This window comes from Bradyrhizobium sp. STM 3562, assembly GCF_045571435.1.
Lineage (GTDB): Bacteria > Pseudomonadota > Alphaproteobacteria > Rhizobiales > Xanthobacteraceae > Bradyrhizobium.
Genome location: NZ_CP120694.1, coordinates 6,038,346 through 6,055,819, shown reverse-complemented (window position 1 = coordinate 6,055,819; position 17,474 = coordinate 6,038,346). Strand labels below are relative to the sequence as shown.

Here is a 17,474-nt window from a genome sequence, read left to right as displayed (position 1 = left end):
TTGAAGCTTTGGACGTGAGCCGTCCCGGACGCTCGTTTGCAAATCAAACGTGTTGCTCGCGTTGGCGCAGGCGGCTTTCTTGGCAGAAATTAGCCCTTACCGTGTGCCGCCGCGTTGGGCACGGTAGCCATCTCCGGACCGATGGGATTTCTAAATTCGTTCTCGGCTCTGAAGCTCTGTAGCTCGGACTTCGCTGCAGATAGGAGGGCTTTATCGGTAAAGAGCTCCTTTGCGAGTGCCGCCATTGCCTTGGCTGCCACCACTGTGCCCTTGTGCGCCGCCGGCGCCTTTCCTTGCGCAACGAGCTGCCAAGAATGAAATGGCGTTCCGGGAGCGAAGCACGCCACAATGCATTGCACGGTTGGCACAACCCAGCTTACAGTTCCGACGTCCGTCGAGCCACGCGACGTCCATTTTTGCTGCCCCGGTGAAAAGTTAAGGATGTGGCTGGATAGAGCCTCATCCTTTGCAGGCAACCCGTAGCGGGCGTAGAACGCCACGATGTCTGCGCGCGAGAAGGTCTTTTGAATCTCGCTGGCAAAACGCCTGTCAGCATCGTCGAACTCTGGTCCGCCGAGTTTTACGAGATTACGATGCATTGCTTCTTCTAGCGGAGCATTTCCGATGAGATTGGCAACGCCGGATTGTTGCTTCATGTGCATAGTGGTTTCGGTCATCAGTGCCGCACCTCGTGCGATGTTCTTGATGCGCTCCAGGAGCTGCCACATTTCCCCCAGCGTTGCCGCACGCACGCGATGATGAACGACAGCTTTTGACTGAACGACATTCGGGTGGCTACCACCGCCATCGATCAAAGCGTAGTGAACGCGCGCAGTTGAGGGCATATGCTCTCGCATATAATTCACGCCGACGTTCATCAGCTCGACAGCATCGAGGGCGCTGCGGCCGAACTCGGGAGCTACCGCGGCGTGCGAAGCCCGGCCATGGAAGGTGAACTCCGCTCCAACGCTGGCCAGTGATCCCGCCTCGAACACGCCGGTAAAGGCGGCCGGATGCCAGCAGATTGCGATATCGACGTCATCGAATGCACCCTGCTTCACCATTATGCTCTTTGAGGCGCCAGCCTCTTCAGCGGGGCAGCCGTAATAGCGCACCCGGCCCGCAATGCCGTTCGTCTCCAACCATTGTTTGATTGAACAGGCGGCCAAAAGGGCCGCCGCACCTAGCATGTTGTGGCCGCAGCCGTGCCCCAAGCCCCCCGCCACGATCGGCCGCTCTTGAGCAACCCCGGCCTCCTGACTGAGCCCCGGCAGGGCGTCGTACTCTCCAAGCACTGCTATGACCGGGCCGTCCTTGCCCGCTTCGCCCATAATAGCGGTGGGAATCCCTGCGATGCCTGGGGTAACCGAAAAGCCTTCCTGCCGGAGGGCTTCCTCGTGCAGGCGCGCGGCAATGAACTCCTGATAACTAAGCTCCGGCGAATCCCAGATTCTATCACTCAAATGGAAAAACGGGGCACTCTTGGAATCAACTATCTTCCAGATCGGATCTTGGTTTGGAAGCATCGATCCTCCTTAGCTGCTAGAGCTGTCCTGGCGAACGAAGCGACGGTACCGCCTCCGATTTGTTTACACGTTTGGTTGACCATCGACGTAAAAACTTCGTACCGAACGGACAGTCGTGCGCGAGCGGGGTGCTTCGACAGCGCCATGACCGCCCCCTTCAGGCGTAATAGCTCGCCCGGGCGGCTTCGAAGCGTATGCTGCGGAATCGGCCGCACGGTTGAGCGCCGGCAAGGCATTGAAGATCGCCATCCTCGCGCTACCGCTTCTACTCGCCATCTGGGCCTGCTTCGTTCCACATCGAGATTGTCGCGCGCACGATGGCGGAGCAGGATGCACGGCGGCGACTGCCTGACGAGACCGTCGATTCCGCGCTTTCGAGCGATCTGAAAAAGTCCGGTGCCGCGAACGGCGAGCGGATCAACCATAGGCGTGCTTGCCTTGCGAGCGGTCGAGCTAACCTGATGAGGGTGCCAGGCCAAGCTCCATCGGGCACGGGCGCTTCGCGCAGAGAATCGAATCGGTGAAGAACGGAATCTAAGCATCCGGCTTAAAGAGGCAACGAACGCCCTCAATTCGCATAAATTCTCCGATGTTGGGCTATTTTTGCGGCAATTGTGCGTTGACCCGCTTTACGTCTGTCACTGTCGCTACGAAGAGAGACCGCCAGCAGGAGAGACAGTTGTGTGGGGTTCGAAGTGCTCCGGGCCACCGACATGTCCATCGAATCGGAGCAGTTACGCTCCATCGCCATGTACGCGCCAGATAGCGAATGAAGGTGATATGATCGAGCGCGCGAGAGCACTCTCAGCAGTGAAAATCCGAATAGGTCAACTCGGCAAAGGGCCATCCTCAAGCAATCGGTCAAATGCATACCCGTGTCGGCACGACGATGGGGATGCGGCGCTCGGTCACTACTTAAAGTCCGTCAGCATGATCGATGTTCTTGTTTGAAGGCGCAGATCATCGCTCGCGAAGTCTCGGAGGGCTCGTCAAGGAAGGAGTTGAGCAGAGTATAAACTCAACGGGTTTAACGACAACAACGTGATCACAAGCTGACAATTCACGCGGACAAAAGGACAATGCGATGGCTCGTGAACAATCCTACATAGTCGGTGCGTACGAGCATCCCACGCGAAAAGCGCCTGATAAGTCGGTGGTGCAGCTTCACGCCGAATGCGCCGCCGGGGCGTTGGCCGACGCCGGGCTAACCAAAGATGACGTCGACGGCTACTTCTCCGCTGGCGACGAACGAGGCTTTCGCGCCCCACCAATAGTCGACTTCTTGAACTTAAAAGTGCGGCATTGTGACTTTACAGACATCGGCGGCTCCGCGCCTTTGCAGCACATTGCTCATGCCGCCCAGGCTATCGCCGCGGGCAAATGTAACGTTGCTTTGGTTACCTTGGCTGGACGCCCACGCACCGCATTAGTGCAGCCCCCACCCGATGTCACTGAGCCGGACTTATTGTGGGAGTGGCCGCTTCGCACGAGCCTACTAGATAGCTACGCCTTGTGCGCGCGCCGTCACATGCATGAGTACGGGACCACCAGCGAGCAGCTGGCCTGGATCAAGGTGGCTGCGTCTCACCATGCGCAGCACAATCAATACGCTATGTTACCCCAGGTTGTGACTACTGAAGATGTACTGGCCTCTCCCATGATTTCCGAACCCCTGCACCGGCTTGACTGTTGTGTGATTTCGGACGGCGGCGGAGCCGTTGTGGTAGCCCGACCAGAGATAGCCAAGAGTCTCAAGCGACCGCGAGTAAAGGTGATCGGGGCGGGCGAGAGCATTCAAGGACAGTCAGCTGGCAGGGTCGAGCTGACCGCCTCAGCGGCTAGACAGTCCGGTGCTATTGCGTTTGCTGAGGCGGGTGTGAAGCCGAGCGATATTCGCTACGCCTCGATTTACGACAGTTTCACGATTACCGTGCTCATTGCCTTGGAGGATCTTGGCTTCTGTAAAAAGGGAGAGGGGGGTCGCTTTGTCGCCGACGGAAACCTGATCTCCGGTATTGGTCGCTTGCCCTTCAATACTGATGGCGGTGGCCTTTGCAGTAACCATCCAGCGATGAGGGGCGGAATCACCAAGGTGATCGAGGCCGTCCGCCAATTGCGCGGCGAGGCCCATCCGGCCGTTCAGGTCAACGATTGCTCGCTGGCACTAGCGCATGGGACAGGGTGGTTGATGGGCGCTCGGCACAGCTGCGCCACGCTGATCTTGGAGCGGGAGTGAATCCAATGTTTGGCACGGATTTTATCGCGCACAGTCCAGAGACCAAGCCCTTTTGGGATGCCGCAGCAGCTGGCCGTTTCGTGCTGCCACGCTGCCAGCAGTGTCACAGAACCCACTGGTATCCGCGAGGGTTCTGCCCGCATTGTCTCTCGATGATTATCGATTGGCAGGAGTCGCTTGGCGAAGGCGAGATCTACTCGTTCTCTGTAAACCGCATGAAGGAGCCGTACGTGCTGGCCTATGTGGCGCTCACCGAGGGGCCAATAATGTTGACCAATGTGATCGATGCTGATCCGGACAAGCTATCGATCGGCACGAGGGTAAAGGTGGTATTCAAGCCCGCCGTTACAGGAGCCCTCGTTCCGCTCTTCGTTGTGCGTTAGCATCCGATAAGTCGTATCTGCGTGGCCGGCGCCGACCTCGCCATTCAAGAAGCGGAGCACTGCTCGACGGCTGCGGCCGAACGGTGCTGCTTCTCGCCGCTGGTGCGGTTGTGACGTTTTGCGCCTGGACCACACTTGGTGAAGTAAGTGCCTCATGCAAGCCGTTAAGCTGAACGAAAGCAAGGTCTGCGCCGAAAATGGCTGAACATATGATTCCCTTAGGTGAGAAGTTGTACCGCCGTGCAAAGGCGACGCCCAACGCACCGGCAGTCACTTGCGGCGAGGAAACCCTGACCTGTGCCCAGTTGGAAGTCAGAGCCAACCGAATTGCTCGTGCGCTACAGGGGCTGGGTGTCAAACTCGGCGATCTTGTCACCATCGGTCTCGCTAACGGCTTCAACTTCATCGAGGCTTGTTGGGGCGTCTGGAAGTTGGGCGCGACGCCGCAACCGGTATCCTCCCGACTACCGGCTGCCGAACTGCAAGCCATTGTCAATCTGGCCGACTCGCGCCTCGTGATCGCTCAGCCAGGCATGGAAGCCAACCGGAGGCGTGTCACCGTCGACGAACTGCTTGCGTTATCCGATGATGGCCGACCGCTGGAGCCGCGCGTGGCGCCGATATTGAAGGCGGTGGCGTCCGGCGGCTCGACGGGTCGGCCAAAGCTGATCCTCTCCGGCTTGTCCGGGATCGCGCCGGCTGTGCCGGCTGATTACCCGGGCGGCTGGCGCTTCGGGCGGAGCCCGACGTCTCTGGTTCCTGGGCCTCTTTATCACAATGGCCCATTCGATTGCGCCATGAAAACGATTATTCACGATGGGCATCTGGTACTAATGCAGAAATTCGACGCGGAGGGTGTGCTGCGCGAGATTGAACGGCGTAGGGCCACTTGGATTTATCTAGTCCCCACCATGATGAGCCGGATCTGGCGCCTGCCAGAAGAAGTGCGAGCCCGCTACGATGTCTCGTCAGTAAGGACTCTCTGGCACTTGGCTGCGCCTTGTCCGCCTTGGCTCAAGGACGCCTTTATCGGTTGGTTCGGGCCCGACGTGGTAATGGAGATGTACGGCGGCACCGAAGGCCAAGCTTGGACCGTCATCGGTGGAAGCGAATGGCTCAAGCATCGTGGTTCAGTCGGACGCGTGGTCGCAGGTGAAATGAAGGCCGTCGATGATGACGGAAACATGCTCCAGCCTGGTGAGGTGGGCGAGATCTACATGCGCCGCCCCAAAGGCGAGCAGCCTACATACAGCTATCGGGGAGCCACGGCCCGGACGCTGGAGGGGGGCTGGGAAAGTCTTGGCGATATCGGCTATTTCGATGCCGATGGATACCTCTATCTGGCAGACCGAGGCACCGATATGATCCTGGTCGGCGGCGCGAACGTTTATCCAGCCGAGGTCGAGGCTGCCATCGAGGAACATCCGCTGGTGATCTCAAGCGCCGTGGTTGGTCTGCCACACGAGGACATGGGTTCATCCATCCATGCGATCGTTCAAGCGCGTCCGGGCCTGACGGCTGAAGCGCTTCTAACGCATTTGGCTGAGCGATTAGTGAGCTACAAGCTGCCCCGCACTATCGAGTTCGTTGAGGAACCCTTGCGTGACGAGGCGGGGAAGGTGCGCCGCACTCGGTTGCGCGACGAGCGTATCGCTCGAATGAAGCACCGCCAGATAAAAGCTTAATCAGTGGTCGTGTATCCATAAGGAGGGCGGCAGCAGCGAACCGGGCGATAGCGCTGTCCTTGACGCAATCGCAGATTGACGGCAACTACCGGACGAAGCTCACTTTCGGCGTTAGTCATTCAGCGTTCTGAGAAAGAGTCCCAAGATCAAGGCGCAAGCTCGGCGTGATCTATTTTGTCGCCCCTAGGCCAGCCGCTGCCTCTGCGCAATACTTAACTAATGAGAATTGAGTAGCGGTGCTTCTTTAGTGCCGCGATGCACCACGATGCGGACGGTTGAGGAAGATGCGATGGGATTGTTGGATGGCAAGGTCGCGATAATTACCGGGGCTGGCGGCGGGCTCGGTGAGGCTTATGCAAAGCTGTTTGCGAAAGAGGGGGCGTCCGTCGTCGTGAATGATGTTGGCAGCACGGTGGATGGTTTGGGCACGAGCGCCGCTGCCGAAAAAGTCGTGGCCGAGATCGTAATGGTCGGCGGGCGCGCGGTGGCCAATGCCGATGACGTATCCAACCCGGCTGGCGGAGAGAATATCCTCAGGAGCGCGATCGACGCCTTCGGCCAAGTCGACATCTTGATCTGCAATGCAGGAATCCTGCGCGACCGAACGTTTGCCAACACCTCGGAGGAGGATTGGGATCTCGTTAACAAGGTTCATCTCAAAGGGACGTACTGCTGTACGCTACCGGTTTGGAAGTGGCTCAAGGACAACGGTCGGCCGGGCGTCATCATTATGACGTCCTCAACCTCGGGTCTCTTTGGGAATTTCGGCCAAGCTAACTACGGAGCGGCAAAGGCTGGCATCTACGGCCTGGTACGAGTACTTTCTATCGAGGGCCGAAAATACGGCATCCGAGTAATGGGCGTGGCGCCAAACGCGGTCACTCGGATGTGGGCGGACGTTTCAGGTATCCGGGACGAAGAACTCGATTCTATCCTGCGTCCGGAGAACGTGGCTCCTGGCGTGCTGTTTATGGCCTCCGAGTTGGCGGCAGATCATTCCGGCAAGGTTCTGGCCGTCTCGGGCCAAGAGGTAGCAGAGGTCAGGATGTTGATGACCGAGGGTTTCCATCCCGAAGGATCGTACACCGCACAGGACGTTGCGGCTCACGTACCCTCTGTGTTCTTCCCGGCAGATCTGAAACGGCTGCACAGGAAGGCTTAGGCAGGTTAGCCGAGGTTGGCCGAACACCAGCAGCTCCGTCAACGCCCGTTGGCCTAGCATCCATACACTTGCCAGTGGCCGCTAACGTCCAGCTTCGCTCTTTGCGGCGCGAATAGCGATGTCGTACTTATCAAATGTCGCATGTAGTCATCTTAGGGACGCATCTCGTCAAGGCCGCCCGGCTGCATCGTCTAGTAGCGTGAAGGAAACGCAGTCCGCGCGGCAACCATTGCTCGTCGATAATTGATCTACGGAACTGTTAGGCGAGTTGTTGCCTTCCCAACGGCATCATTCAACAACAGGAACGTCTTTCCTGGCCTCAATCTTCTGGGAGCACGGAGTTCGGCAAACTGATGTCTTCGGAAAATAACTGATGACCGCTAGTCTAATCGATGGAAAGACCATTGCTGAGGTCCTTCGGACCAGTGTTGCGCGCGATGTCGCGATGCTCCAGGCCAAGTGCAACATCACCCCCGGCTTAGCCGTCGTTCTAGTAGGTAGCGATCCGGCGAGTTCGGTGTACGTCAAGATGAAAGCCAAACACGCGCGCAATGTGGGAATCAACTCTCAGCAGCATCAGTTGCCGATTAGCGTTGGCGACGCCGAGCTATTGGAGCTGATCCAAACGCTTAATGCGGACAATTCTGTTGATGGCATTCTAGTTCAGCTTCCTCTACCTGAGCACGTCAATCGCGGGCGTATCCAGGAAGCTATCGACCCCGCCAAGGATGTGGATGGCTTTCACCCCTATAACGTTGGACGATTGACGGTAGGGCAGCCCGCGCTTGCCCCTTGCACCCCGTTGGGGGTTGTTCATCTCATCAAAACGGCCGTAAGCGATTTGACGGGACTCGATGTGGTTGTCATCGGTCGTTCGAACATCGTTGGAAAGCCTTTGGCACTTCTGCTTGGCGATGCCGGATGCACAGTCACAGGCGCGCAGCTCCAGACTCGAAACCTGCCAGACCTTTGTCGAAAGGCGGATATTGTCGTCGCGGCCGCAGGCTCCGCGGAACTCGTTCGGGGTCACTGGCTCAAACCCGGCGCAATTGTAATCGATGTCGGTATCAACCGCACGATAGACTCGACGGGCGGTGCGAAACTTGTAGGAGACGTAGCTTTCGCCGAAGCGATTGATCGTGCGAGTTACGTTACCCCGGTGCCAGGCGGTGTTGGTCCCATGACCGTCGCCTACTTGCTCGCTAATACCGTCGAAGCGACGATTTCGCGTCGAGGGTTGTCCTCTTCTTTGGCCATTCATGGCAGGGACTCGATTGCGCGTTCCTCAACCACCGCATTGCATTGCAAGGTTCCACATGCAAGCTTGCAGCACGAGAATGCAGGGCTCTAGGCGTCAGCGCCGTTTAGCGGTCGTTTCGCTCAATCGCTCTGTTCGCGGCGCTTGACCGAAGCGTGCGCGATAGGTGCGGGAAAAATGGCTTGCGCTGGTAAAACCGCAAGCTAGCGCGATCTCAAGTACCGATAAACTGCTTTGTCGAACGAGATCGCGTGCACGATCTAGGCGCAACGCCAGATAATGCTCGCCCAGCGAACGTCCCAAATGCTGGCGAAAAAGCCTCTCTAGGTGCCGTAACGATACCTTTGCAACACGCGCCAACTCGTCCCGAGAAACTGGAGTTTCTACGGTTTGCTCCATCCGGCTGATCGCTCGAAGAAGGGGAGCGTGCGCAATACCGAGCCGTGCCCGCAATGGCATCCGTTGGGGACCCGTCCCTTCGCGAACGTGCGTCTGCAGGAACCACTCGCTAACTGCCATCGCCAAGTCGGTGCCGTGTTCGCGTGCAATGATGGCGTGCATCATATCGAGCGGAGCGGTACCGCCGCCCGATGTCAGTCGGTCACGATCGATCTCATAGAGAGAGCGCCGCAGATCTAGCTCGGGGTACTCCTCTAAAAACGCTGGCGCATGCTCCCAATGGATTGTGAACCGGTACCCTTTGAGTAAATTCGCCCGCGCAAGAATGTAGGGGCCGCCGGACACGCCGCCAATTTTTGCGCCGCGCCGAGCGATCTGTCTTAGCCAGGCAAGGGTCGCGGAATCTGCGAACAAAGCTGGATTGCCCCCCGCACAGACGAAAACGTAGTCGAAATGGGCGTCCGCTCCGATACGAAATTCGGTCTGAATGCGTACTCCATTGGAAGCTGCAGCCGGTTGACCATCAATTGAGATATGGCTCCAGCGATATAGCGTGCGTCCCGATAGCCGATTTGCAGCACGTAGAGGCTCAATAACCGAGACGTACGGCAGCATTGCAAAGTCGGGAATGAGCAGGAAGCCGACATGAGCGGGCGGCTGGTCCGGACAGTCGTTTTCAGACATTCGACGGTCGTTAGCGGTCATGCCTGTGAAACTACGCCGTTCAATGTGGGATAGACAAGCCAGACTTGTATCTCATTCGCTTCTGGATACGCGAGTATCTCTAGTTCAAGCAGATATGCAGTTGCCAAATCAACGTCCGGAAAAGGGGCTAACGTGACCGCGTACAGCGGGCCAGTGTTTGACATGGCCGTAAAGCAATTCGAGGTGATCGCAGACCATCTATCAATTCCGGAAGACGCAAGGGCGCGGCTATTGATGCCGAAGCGCGCTGTCACGGTGAGCTGCCCCATTCATCGTGACGATGGCACAACCGCTGTTTTTGAGGGGTACCGGGTACAGCATCACCTCACGCTTGGACCCACTAAGGGCGGCACCCGGTTCGCTGCGAGCGTAGACCTTGGCGAGGTCGCTGCGCTCGCGATCTGGATGAGTTGGAAATGTGCGTTGGTCGGATTGCCTTACGGTGGCGCGAAGGGTGGCATCAGCGTCGAACCATCAAGCTTGTCCCGGCGTGAACTTGAAGCGCTTTCTCGTCGCTATATGCAGGAAATGATCCCATTTGTTGGGCCGCACACGGATGTGATGGCGCCTGACATGGGCACAAACGAGCAGATCATGGCCTGGTTCATGGATACTTACTCCATGTATCAGGGGCAGACAGTCGCTGAGATCGTCACAGGCAAACCGGTCAGCGCCGGGGGAACGCTGGGAAGGCGTGAAGCAACCGGTAGGGGCGTTGCCCATCTGGTTAGACGCGCCGCGGATGAACTGCAGATACACCTCAGTCATGCAACTGCAGTCGTCCAAGGATTCGGCAATGTCGGTTCGATCACAGCACTCGAACTGCACAACAGCGGAGTCAAAGTCATCGCCGTGAGCGATCATACGGGTGCACTCTATCGGCCGGCAGGGCTCAACATCCCGAACTTGGTTGAACATGCTGCTTCCAAAGGTAGCTTAGAGGGTTATTCCACAGAGCTCGGTTTCGATCCGGCGGAGATACTTTCGTTGCCGTGCGACATTCTTGTTCCGGCTGCAGTCGAGCGCGTGATAGACGCCAGAGTGGCCGCCCATCTGCGCTGTCGTATACTTGCTGAAGGCGCTAACGGGCCGACCACACCCGAAGCGGACCAAATCCTGGGAAAGCGTCGGAAGGAAATCTTCTTAGTCCCAGACATTTTGTGCAACTCGGGAGGAGTAGTAGTTAGCTACTTCGAGTGGGTACAAGACCTCCAACGATTGTTTTGGGAGGAGGATGAGGTAATGCGGCGCGAGTATCAAGTTTTAGATCGAGCCTTCCACGAAGTGAGCGCCCGCAGTAAGCGGGAAGGCGTGTTTAATAGGACCGCAGCAATGGCCATTGGCGTTGAGCGCGTACGCGGAGCAAAGGATACACGTGGGCTTTTCCCATAAAATGTCCGCTCGTGGGTTCGCTGCAAGGTGCCAACAGCCTTAACGATTGCTGCTCAGAGCGGACTTGCACGCGTCAGATTCATAGGACTCACTGGCAGACCGGACGTCTGCTAATGCTCGCAGCGAGCGAACGAGGTCGCGGTGACCCGTTTGAAGAACACACGTCGAGCGTGCTGGATTCATGCCAGGCATTCCTAACTGAGCCAACATGCCATTGCGCTTCTTAACGGCTCACCTCGACTCACAAACCGTCGTGCGACCTTCTCTCCAGTAGCATTATCGGCCGATCTTAGATCGATAGATATATGAATGTGGCGCGATGCTGGATTTCCCGCGCTCCATAATCACACATTGAGAGCGTGGCTCAATCGGATGGAGCCCCCCGACACTACTATTCGCTTCGCGTCGCTTTCAGACAATTTGAGGTCGCTAGTAGTCAAGCGACCCCGCCCGCGCCATTCAATGTGCTCTGGATATGAAGTTCTGAAGAAGCTAGTAGCCCGCCTTGCCGATGCGATATTCCATCTTCTCGCTTATTTCTCAGGCCCTGAAAGGGCATCGTGATTGGCAACCCGCTTGGCGCGATGTTGCCCCCAAAGCCGAATATGACGTTCTGATTATCGGTGGCGGCGGTCATGGACTCGCGACCGCTTATTACCTTGCCAGCCAGCATGACGTTGGTAACGTCGCCGTGCTTGAAAAGAGCTATATCGGCTCTGGCAATGTCGGCCGTAATACAACGATCATTCGATCGAACTATCTCCTGCCTGCAAATACGGCATTTTACGAATTTTCGATGAAGCTTTGGGAGCGGCTGGAGCAGGACCTGAACTACAACGCGATGATCAGCCAGCGCGGGGTGCTCAACCTGTTTCATTCCGACGTTCAGCGCGATGCCTTCGCTCGTCGAGCAAATGCAATGCGCCTCGCCGGGGTCGATGCCGAGCTCATCTGTCGCGAGCAAGTACGCTCCATGCTGCCTTTCCTCGATTACGAGACAAGTCGCTTCCCAATCGAGGGTGGTCTCTTACAGAGACGCGGTGGCACGGCACGTCACGATGCCGTCGCTTGGGGGTACGCGCGGGCGGCCGACACTCGCGGGGTCGACATTGTGCAGAATTGTGAAGTAACCGGAATCAACATCGTCAACGGCAGCGTAACTGCCGTCGAGACGACCCGCGGCCCAATCAAGGCAAAGAAGGTCGCGATTGCGGTCGCAGGCAATTCCTCTCGCGTGGCCGCAATGGCCGGCATGCGGCTTCCTATTGAAAGCCATGTGCTGCAAGCATTTGTCTCCGAGGGCCTCAAGCCCTTGATCGATTGTGTGGTGACCTTCGGCGCGGGACATCTCTACATCAGTCAATCCGACAAAGGCGGTCTCGTCTTCGGTGGCGATGTTGATGGCTACAATTCCTATGCTCAGCGTGGCAACCTCCCGATGATCGAAGATGTGATGGAAGCGGCAATGGGCCTGTGGCCAGGCCTAGGCCGAGTGCGGCTGTTGCGTCACTGGGGCGGCATTGTGGACATGTCGATGGACGGCTCGCCGATTATTGATCGCACCGCGATCCAGGGGCTCTATCTCAATGCCGGCTGGTGCTATGGCGGCTTCAAGGCGACGCCGGCGTCGGGTTTCTGCTTTGCGCATCTCATAGCTTTTGACGAGCCTCATCCGGTGGCCGCTGCTTTCAGGCTGGATCGTTTCGCGACCGGCCGTCTAATCGATGAAAAGGGCGTTGGCGCCCAGCCCAATCTCCACTGAGAGGTCGAGCAAATCCGATGCTAATTCCCTGTCCTCATTGTGGTGCGCGCGATATCCAGGAATTTGCGTTTTTGGGCGCCGCTGGAACAGAGCGCCCCTGTGGGCTCGCTGCAACGGAAGCTGCGATGTTCGAATATGTCTATCAGCGTGCCAACCCGCTCGGTCTCCATGAAGAGTTCTGGTATCACGGCGCCGGATGTCACTGTTGGCTTGTGGTACGGCGTAATACATTCACCCATTCGATCGAGTCGGTGACAACGGCCAAGGACGCGAGAGTGGGAGCGGCGGCATGAGGACACAGCCATTCCGTCTCGCAAAGGCTGGGCTGGTGGATCGCAATCAGACGGTGTCCTTCCGCTTCGACGGAAAGAGCTATGAGGGACATCCTGGCGATACCCTGGCTTCAGCGCTGCTTGCAAACGGTTTGCGGCTCTTTGGCCGATCCTTCAAATATCACCGTCCACGTGGCGTTCTCTCAGCCGGCTCTGAGGAGCCAAACGCGCTGGTCGAATTGCGCACTGGCGCAAGGCGCGAAGCGAATACAAGGGCGACGATCATTGAGCTATTCGATGGACTCGATGCCACGAGCCAGAACCGCTGGCCCTCGCTCGATTTCGATCTCCGGTCAATCAACCACCTAGTTGGGCCAGCTCTGGCCGCTGGCTTCTACTATAAGACCTTCATGTGGCCAGCGTCGTTTTGGGAGAAACTGTACGAGCCGCTGATCCGACATGCAGCAGGGCTTGGGCGCGCTGCCCGAGTTGCGGACCCTGACCATTACGAGAAAGCCTTCGCTTTCTGCGACATTTTGGTCATTGGTGGTGGGCCGGCGGGTCTCTCCGCAGCACTAGCAGCGGGCCGTAGTGGCGCGCGCGTCATTCTTTGCGATGAGGACTTTCGGTTGGGAGGCCGTCTGCTCGCCGAGAACCGAGAGATCGACGGGCGTCCTGCTGCTGACTGGCTTGCGGCTACATTGGCTGAGCTCGCCTCTCTGTCCGAAGTGCGACTCATGCCGAGGACAACGGTCTTCGGGCTCTACGACCACGGTATTTTCGGCGCGGTCGAACGTGTCAACGACCACGTTGCCGTTCCGCCAGCTCATCAACCGCGTCAGCGCGGTTGGCGAATCTATGCGAAGCGCTCGATCCTCGCTTCGGGTGCGATCGAACGATCGATCGTTTTTCCCGGCAATGATCGGCCTGGTGTCATGCTCGCAAGCAGCGTGCGCGCATACGTCAATCGATTTGGTGTCCTACCCGGTAAAGATGTTGTACTCTATACGGCCGGTGACAATGGCTGGACCACAGTACGCGATCTGGTGGCGGCCGGCGTTCGCTTGTTAGCGATCGTCGATACCCGCGATGAAATCGATCCGGGGTTCAAAGCGCTCGCGGAGCGTGCCCGTGCGCTAGTTTTCGTCGGCGGCGCTATTGAGGCAACCATGGGGACGCGCCAGCTGCGGAGTGTTGTAGTAAGAGACAGCTCTGGCAAGCGCACGACACTGGCTTGTGATCTGCTCGCCACTTCAAATGGCTGGAATCCGGCGCTTCATATTGCTTCCCACCAAGGCGGCAAACCGATGTGGAGCGAGACGGCGCAGGCATTCGTGCCTGGAACATTGCCGCCAACCTTAGCCGTCGCGGGCAGCGCTGCCGGGCGCTTCTCCCTGGCCGAGGCCCTTGGAGATGGTGCTCGGCTGGGCTGTGAGTCAGCGATCGAGCTCGGCTTCAGCCCAGCGTCGATCGATTCCGTTCCCACCACTGACGTCGAGACGACTGGCCTCAAGCCGATTTGGCGAGTGACTGGAGGTAAAGGTAAAGCCTTTGTCGATTTCCAGAACGACGTCACGGACAAAGATGTTGAGCTTGCAGCGCGGGAAGGCTTCCGTTCAGTCGAACATCTCAAGCGCTACACGACTCTTGGTATGGCCACCGACCAAGGTAAGACCTCGAACATCGCCGGTCTGGCCATCATGGCCGAGCAGACGGGTAGGGCGATCTGCGACACTGGTACTACTGTCTTCCGGCCTCCCTATACTCCGGTCGCGATCGGTGCTCTCGCTGGTCATCATAGGGGCAAGGATTTCCGCCCCGTTCGTTTGGCACCGACCCATGACTGGTCGCGAGAGCAAGGTGCAGTCTTCGTCACTGCCGGACAATGGCAGCGAGCTCGATATTATCCAAGGTCCGGCGAGCAGGATTGGCTGACCACGGTCAATCGCGAGGTGCTTGCCGTTCGCAGCGGGGTCGGTATCTGTGATGTCTCGACGCTCGGCAAAATCGACATTCAAGGCCGAGATGCCGCCGAATTCTTGGAGCGCGTCTACATCAATAGTTGGAAGGCGCTTCCAGTAGGCAAGGCGCGGTACGGACTAATGCTGCGCGAGGATGGCTTCGTCATGGACGATGGCACTACGTCGCGCCTCTGCGAGAATCATTTCCTCATGACTACCACGACGGCGAACGCCGGCAAGGTGATGCAGCATCTCGAATTTTGCCATCAGGTGCTTTGGCCGGAGCTCGATGTTCGGATGGTTTCCGTCTCCGAACAGTGGGCGCAAGCCGCGATCGCCGGTCCGAGATCGCGCGAGGTCGTGCGCGGCCTAGTTGATGCTGCTCATGATGTCTCAAACGAAAGCTTTCCTTATCTGTCCGCGAGGGCAATCACAGTTGATGGAGGCATACCGGCCCGGCTGTTCCGGATCTCGTTTTCTGGGGAACTCGCCTACGAGCTCGCAGTACCTGCTGACTACGGTCATGCGATGATGCGCGCGTTGATGATCGCGGGCGAGCCGTTCGGGATCGTGCCTTACGGTACCGAGGCACTCGGGGTCATGCGCATCGAGAAAGGGCATGTAGCGGGCAATGAGATCAACGGACAGACGACGGCCCGCGATCTTGGGCTCGGCAAGATGATGTCATCAAAGAAGGATTTCATTGGACGATTGATGGCGAAACGAGAGGCTCTTGTGGAAGGCGACCGTCCGACCCTGGCGGGATTCCGGCCAGTAAAATCCGGTGAGCGGCTGCAGGCCGGCGCGCATTTCATCGCCGCGGGACGCACCGCCAATACGGATAATGACGAGGGCTACATGACCTCTGTGGCTTTCTCGCCTAGTCTGGGGCACTGGATCGGCTTGGGCCTACTTAAGAATGGACCGGCTCGCATCGGCGAGCGCGTTCGTGCTGTAGATCCGATTCGCGACAGCGAGATCGAGGTCGAGATTTGCTCGCCCGTATTTCTGGATCCCGAAGGTGTTCGTCTGCATGGTTGAGCAAACGATTCCCACTTGGTGCGCGCGCAACGCTTGGGCAGGCATCGTCACGGCTGGCCGGATTGGAGCCGCAGGTGAGCCTGGAGTCACCGTGCTGATCCCGATGGACCTGCAGCTTGCAACATTGATTGCGAAGCCTGAGGCGACTGGTCTGCGGCGTCTCGCCAAGCAGCTGATTGATCTCGATCTACCACAAGCGTCTTCCGTCGCGCTCACGGCGAGACATGGACTGATTTGGTCTGGACCGGAGCAGTGGCTCCTTCTTGCTCGACAACGAGCGGGTTTCTCGGATCTCCTCAGCTTCTTTTCAGACCAAGCTGCCGTGAGCGATCAAAGCCATGCTCGTGCGGCACTGTGCGTGTCGGGAGCGCGGGCACGTGAGGTTCTCGCCAAGGGAGCGATGATTGATCTTCACCCAAAAGTCTTTCCAGTTGGTGCGGCCGCTTTGACGAGCTTCGCCCATATTTTTGTGCAGCTGTGGCGAACCGAGGACGGGCCAGATGGTCCAGTCTTCGAAATTCTCGCGCCGCGCAGCATGGCTGGCAGCTTTTGGTCCTGGTTTGCCGCCTCCGCATCTGAGTTCGGTTGTCACATTAGAATCTCCCAAAGGTGACCCAATGCTGCCGCGCTGTTTTCGCCTTTAGTTTCCTAAGTGCAGTTTGCGAGGGGCCGCAACTTAGCGGTGACTGGTATGTCCGATCGTTCGATGATTCTTACTTTGTCCTGTCCGGATCGCCCGGGCATCGTGTCGGCAATTTCGGCTCTTTTGTTCGAAGCCGGTTCCAACATCCTTGATGCGCAGCAATTCGATGATACCGAGACGGGACGCTTCTTTATGCGCGTGGTCTTCGATCGACTTGATCACGCGAAATCAGAAGCAGACATCACTGCTGCCATTGGCGAGCTCGCGCAGAGCCTCGCAATGACGTTCACTCTGCGGCAGAATGTCGTGAAAAAACGCGTCATGTTGCTGGTCTCCAAGTTCGATCATTGTCTGGCAGACCTGCTGTATCGTTGGCGTATCGGCGAACTCCCGATGGAGGTAACGGCGATTGTCTCGAACCATGGTCGCGAGCATCTGGCATCCAGAGATTTGGCCGACTTGCCGTTCTACCATTTGCCAATTACCAAAGAGACGAAGATGGAGCAGGAGGCTCGGATTTGGGAGCTAGTGCAGCAGACGAATACCGATCTGGTTATTCTCGCCCGTTACATGCAGATCCTTTCTGAGGGCTTTTCGGCCAAGCTGATAGGGCGATGCATCAACATTCATCACTCGTTCCTGCCGGGCTTTAAAGGAGCGAAGCCCTATCACCAGGCTCACGCGCGGGGTGTCAAGCTGATCGGTGCAACGGCGCATTATGTGACCTCCGATCTCGACGAGGGGCCGATCATCGAGCAAGACGTCGAGCGGATCTCGCATCGAGATACGCCTGACGATTTGGTACGAAAGGGGCGCGATATCGAGCGGCGTGTACTCGCCCGTGCCGTTCGCCATCACCTCGAGGATCGCGTGGTGCTCAACGGAAGAAAATGCGTCGTCTTCACCAGCTGATGGAGCATGCGGATGATGCGCGCTACCTGCCTTGCTCTTAAGCAGCATGCTCATCTCTCTGAATTTCTAGGGTGGATCTCGGAACACGCACTTCTCGAAGAGGCAAGTGCGAGCTGGATTTGGTATTCCACGCAATC

The 17,474-nt window shown here is 57.8% G+C and carries 13 protein-coding genes; 11 read left to right on the top strand and 2 right to left on the bottom strand.

Annotation, left to right across the window (positions count from 1 at the left end):
• Nucleotides 1-89 precede the first annotated feature (89 nt).
• Nucleotides 90-1,526: an amidohydrolase gene (locus P6U23_RS28070; RefSeq protein WP_407175673.1), complete on the bottom strand. Its 1,437-nt coding sequence runs from the start codon at nucleotides 1,524-1,526 to the stop codon at nucleotides 90-92.
• A 1,084-nt stretch (nucleotides 1,527-2,610) separates the two neighbouring features.
• Here P6U23_RS28070 and P6U23_RS28065 point away from each other — a divergent pair.
• The 5 genes from P6U23_RS28065 (at nucleotide 2,611) to folD (ending at nucleotide 8,343) form a co-directional block, all read left to right on the top strand.
• On the top strand, nucleotides 2,611-3,762 hold the full coding sequence (locus P6U23_RS28065) for a thiolase domain-containing protein (protein ID WP_407175672.1): 1,152 nt from the start codon (nucleotides 2,611-2,613) through the stop codon (nucleotides 3,760-3,762).
• Between the two features lie 5 nt (nucleotides 3,763-3,767).
• Complete coding sequence (locus P6U23_RS28060; protein ID WP_407175671.1) at nucleotides 3,768-4,145, top strand: Zn-ribbon domain-containing OB-fold protein; 378 nt, start codon at nucleotides 3,768-3,770, stop codon at nucleotides 4,143-4,145.
• A gap of 197 nt (nucleotides 4,146-4,342) precedes the next feature.
• Nucleotides 4,343-5,830 (top strand): AMP-binding protein, encoded by a 1,488-nt coding sequence (locus P6U23_RS28055; protein WP_407175670.1) that lies wholly within the window; start codon nucleotides 4,343-4,345, stop codon nucleotides 5,828-5,830.
• Nucleotides 5,831-6,119: 289 nt separating this feature from the next.
• Nucleotides 6,120-6,992 (top strand): SDR family NAD(P)-dependent oxidoreductase, encoded by an 873-nt coding sequence (locus P6U23_RS28050; RefSeq protein WP_407181609.1) that lies wholly within the window; start codon nucleotides 6,120-6,122, stop codon nucleotides 6,990-6,992.
• 373 nt (nucleotides 6,993-7,365) lie between these two features.
• Entirely contained in the window at nucleotides 7,366-8,343 is a 978-nt protein-coding gene (folD, locus tag P6U23_RS28045) for a bifunctional methylenetetrahydrofolate dehydrogenase/methenyltetrahydrofolate cyclohydrolase FolD (protein ID WP_407175669.1), read from the top strand.
• Nucleotides 8,344-8,346: 3 nt separating this feature from the next.
• Here the strand turns inward: folD and P6U23_RS28040 are convergent, their stop codons facing one another.
• Complete coding sequence (locus tag P6U23_RS28040) at nucleotides 8,347-9,333, bottom strand: GlxA family transcriptional regulator (RefSeq protein ID WP_407175668.1); 987 nt, start codon at nucleotides 9,331-9,333, stop codon at nucleotides 8,347-8,349.
• Between the two features lie 153 nt (nucleotides 9,334-9,486).
• Between P6U23_RS28040 and P6U23_RS28035 the strand changes: the two genes are divergently transcribed.
• From P6U23_RS28035 to purU, 6 genes are all read left to right on the top strand, one after another.
• Nucleotides 9,487-10,746: a Glu/Leu/Phe/Val family dehydrogenase gene (locus P6U23_RS28035; protein ID WP_407175667.1), complete on the top strand. Its 1,260-nt coding sequence runs from the start codon at nucleotides 9,487-9,489 to the stop codon at nucleotides 10,744-10,746.
• A 511-nt stretch (nucleotides 10,747-11,257) separates the two neighbouring features.
• Entirely contained in the window at nucleotides 11,258-12,508 is a 1,251-nt protein-coding gene (locus P6U23_RS28030) for a sarcosine oxidase subunit beta family protein (RefSeq protein WP_407175666.1), read from the top strand.
• Between the two features lie 17 nt (nucleotides 12,509-12,525).
• The gene (locus P6U23_RS28025) at nucleotides 12,526-12,801 is read left to right on the top strand and encodes a sarcosine oxidase subunit delta (RefSeq protein WP_407175665.1); all 276 of its coding nucleotides are present in this window, start codon (nucleotides 12,526-12,528) and stop codon (nucleotides 12,799-12,801) included.
• Entirely contained in the window at nucleotides 12,798-15,782 is a 2,985-nt protein-coding gene (locus P6U23_RS28020) for a sarcosine oxidase subunit alpha family protein (RefSeq protein ID WP_407175664.1), read from the top strand. Before P6U23_RS28025 ends, P6U23_RS28020 begins: the two co-directional genes overlap by 4 nt.
• Entirely contained in the window at nucleotides 15,775-16,395 is a 621-nt protein-coding gene (locus P6U23_RS28015; protein WP_407175663.1) for a sarcosine oxidase subunit gamma, read from the top strand. The genes P6U23_RS28020 and P6U23_RS28015 overlap by 8 nt, the downstream gene beginning before the upstream one ends.
• 78 nt (nucleotides 16,396-16,473) lie before the next feature.
• On the top strand, nucleotides 16,474-17,337 hold the full coding sequence (purU, locus tag P6U23_RS28010; protein WP_407175662.1) for a formyltetrahydrofolate deformylase: 864 nt from the start codon (nucleotides 16,474-16,476) through the stop codon (nucleotides 17,335-17,337).
• Nucleotides 17,338-17,474 lie beyond the last annotated feature (137 nt).

Bases quoted from the DNA above. Each gene is read 5' to 3' on its own strand.
- P6U23_RS28060 (WP_407175671.1), top strand. From the start codon at position 3,768: ATGTTTGGCACGGATTTTATCGCGCACAGTCCAGAGACCAAGCCCTTT.
- P6U23_RS28025 (WP_407175665.1), top strand. From the start codon at position 12,526: ATGCTAATTCCCTGTCCTCATTGTGGTGCGCGCGATATCCAGGAATTT.
- P6U23_RS28030 (WP_407175666.1), top strand. From the start codon at position 11,258: ATGCGATATTCCATCTTCTCGCTTATTTCTCAGGCCCTGAAAGGGCAT.
- P6U23_RS28015 (WP_407175663.1), top strand. From the start codon at position 15,775: ATGGTTGAGCAAACGATTCCCACTTGGTGCGCGCGCAACGCTTGGGCA.
- P6U23_RS28020 (WP_407175664.1), top strand. From the start codon at position 12,798: ATGAGGACACAGCCATTCCGTCTCGCAAAGGCTGGGCTGGTGGATCGC.
- P6U23_RS28040 (WP_407175668.1), bottom strand. From the start codon at position 9,333: ATGTCTGAAAACGACTGTCCGGACCAGCCGCCCGCTCATGTCGGCTTC.
- P6U23_RS28070 (WP_407175673.1), bottom strand. From the start codon at position 1,526: ATGCTTCCAAACCAAGATCCGATCTGGAAGATAGTTGATTCCAAGAGT.
- P6U23_RS28055 (WP_407175670.1), top strand. From the start codon at position 4,343: ATGGCTGAACATATGATTCCCTTAGGTGAGAAGTTGTACCGCCGTGCA.
- P6U23_RS28065 (WP_407175672.1), top strand. From the start codon at position 2,611: ATGGCTCGTGAACAATCCTACATAGTCGGTGCGTACGAGCATCCCACG.
- P6U23_RS28050 (WP_407181609.1), top strand. From the start codon at position 6,120: ATGGGATTGTTGGATGGCAAGGTCGCGATAATTACCGGGGCTGGCGGC.
- purU (WP_407175662.1), top strand. From the start codon at position 16,474: ATGTCCGATCGTTCGATGATTCTTACTTTGTCCTGTCCGGATCGCCCG.
- folD (WP_407175669.1), top strand. From the start codon at position 7,366: ATGACCGCTAGTCTAATCGATGGAAAGACCATTGCTGAGGTCCTTCGG.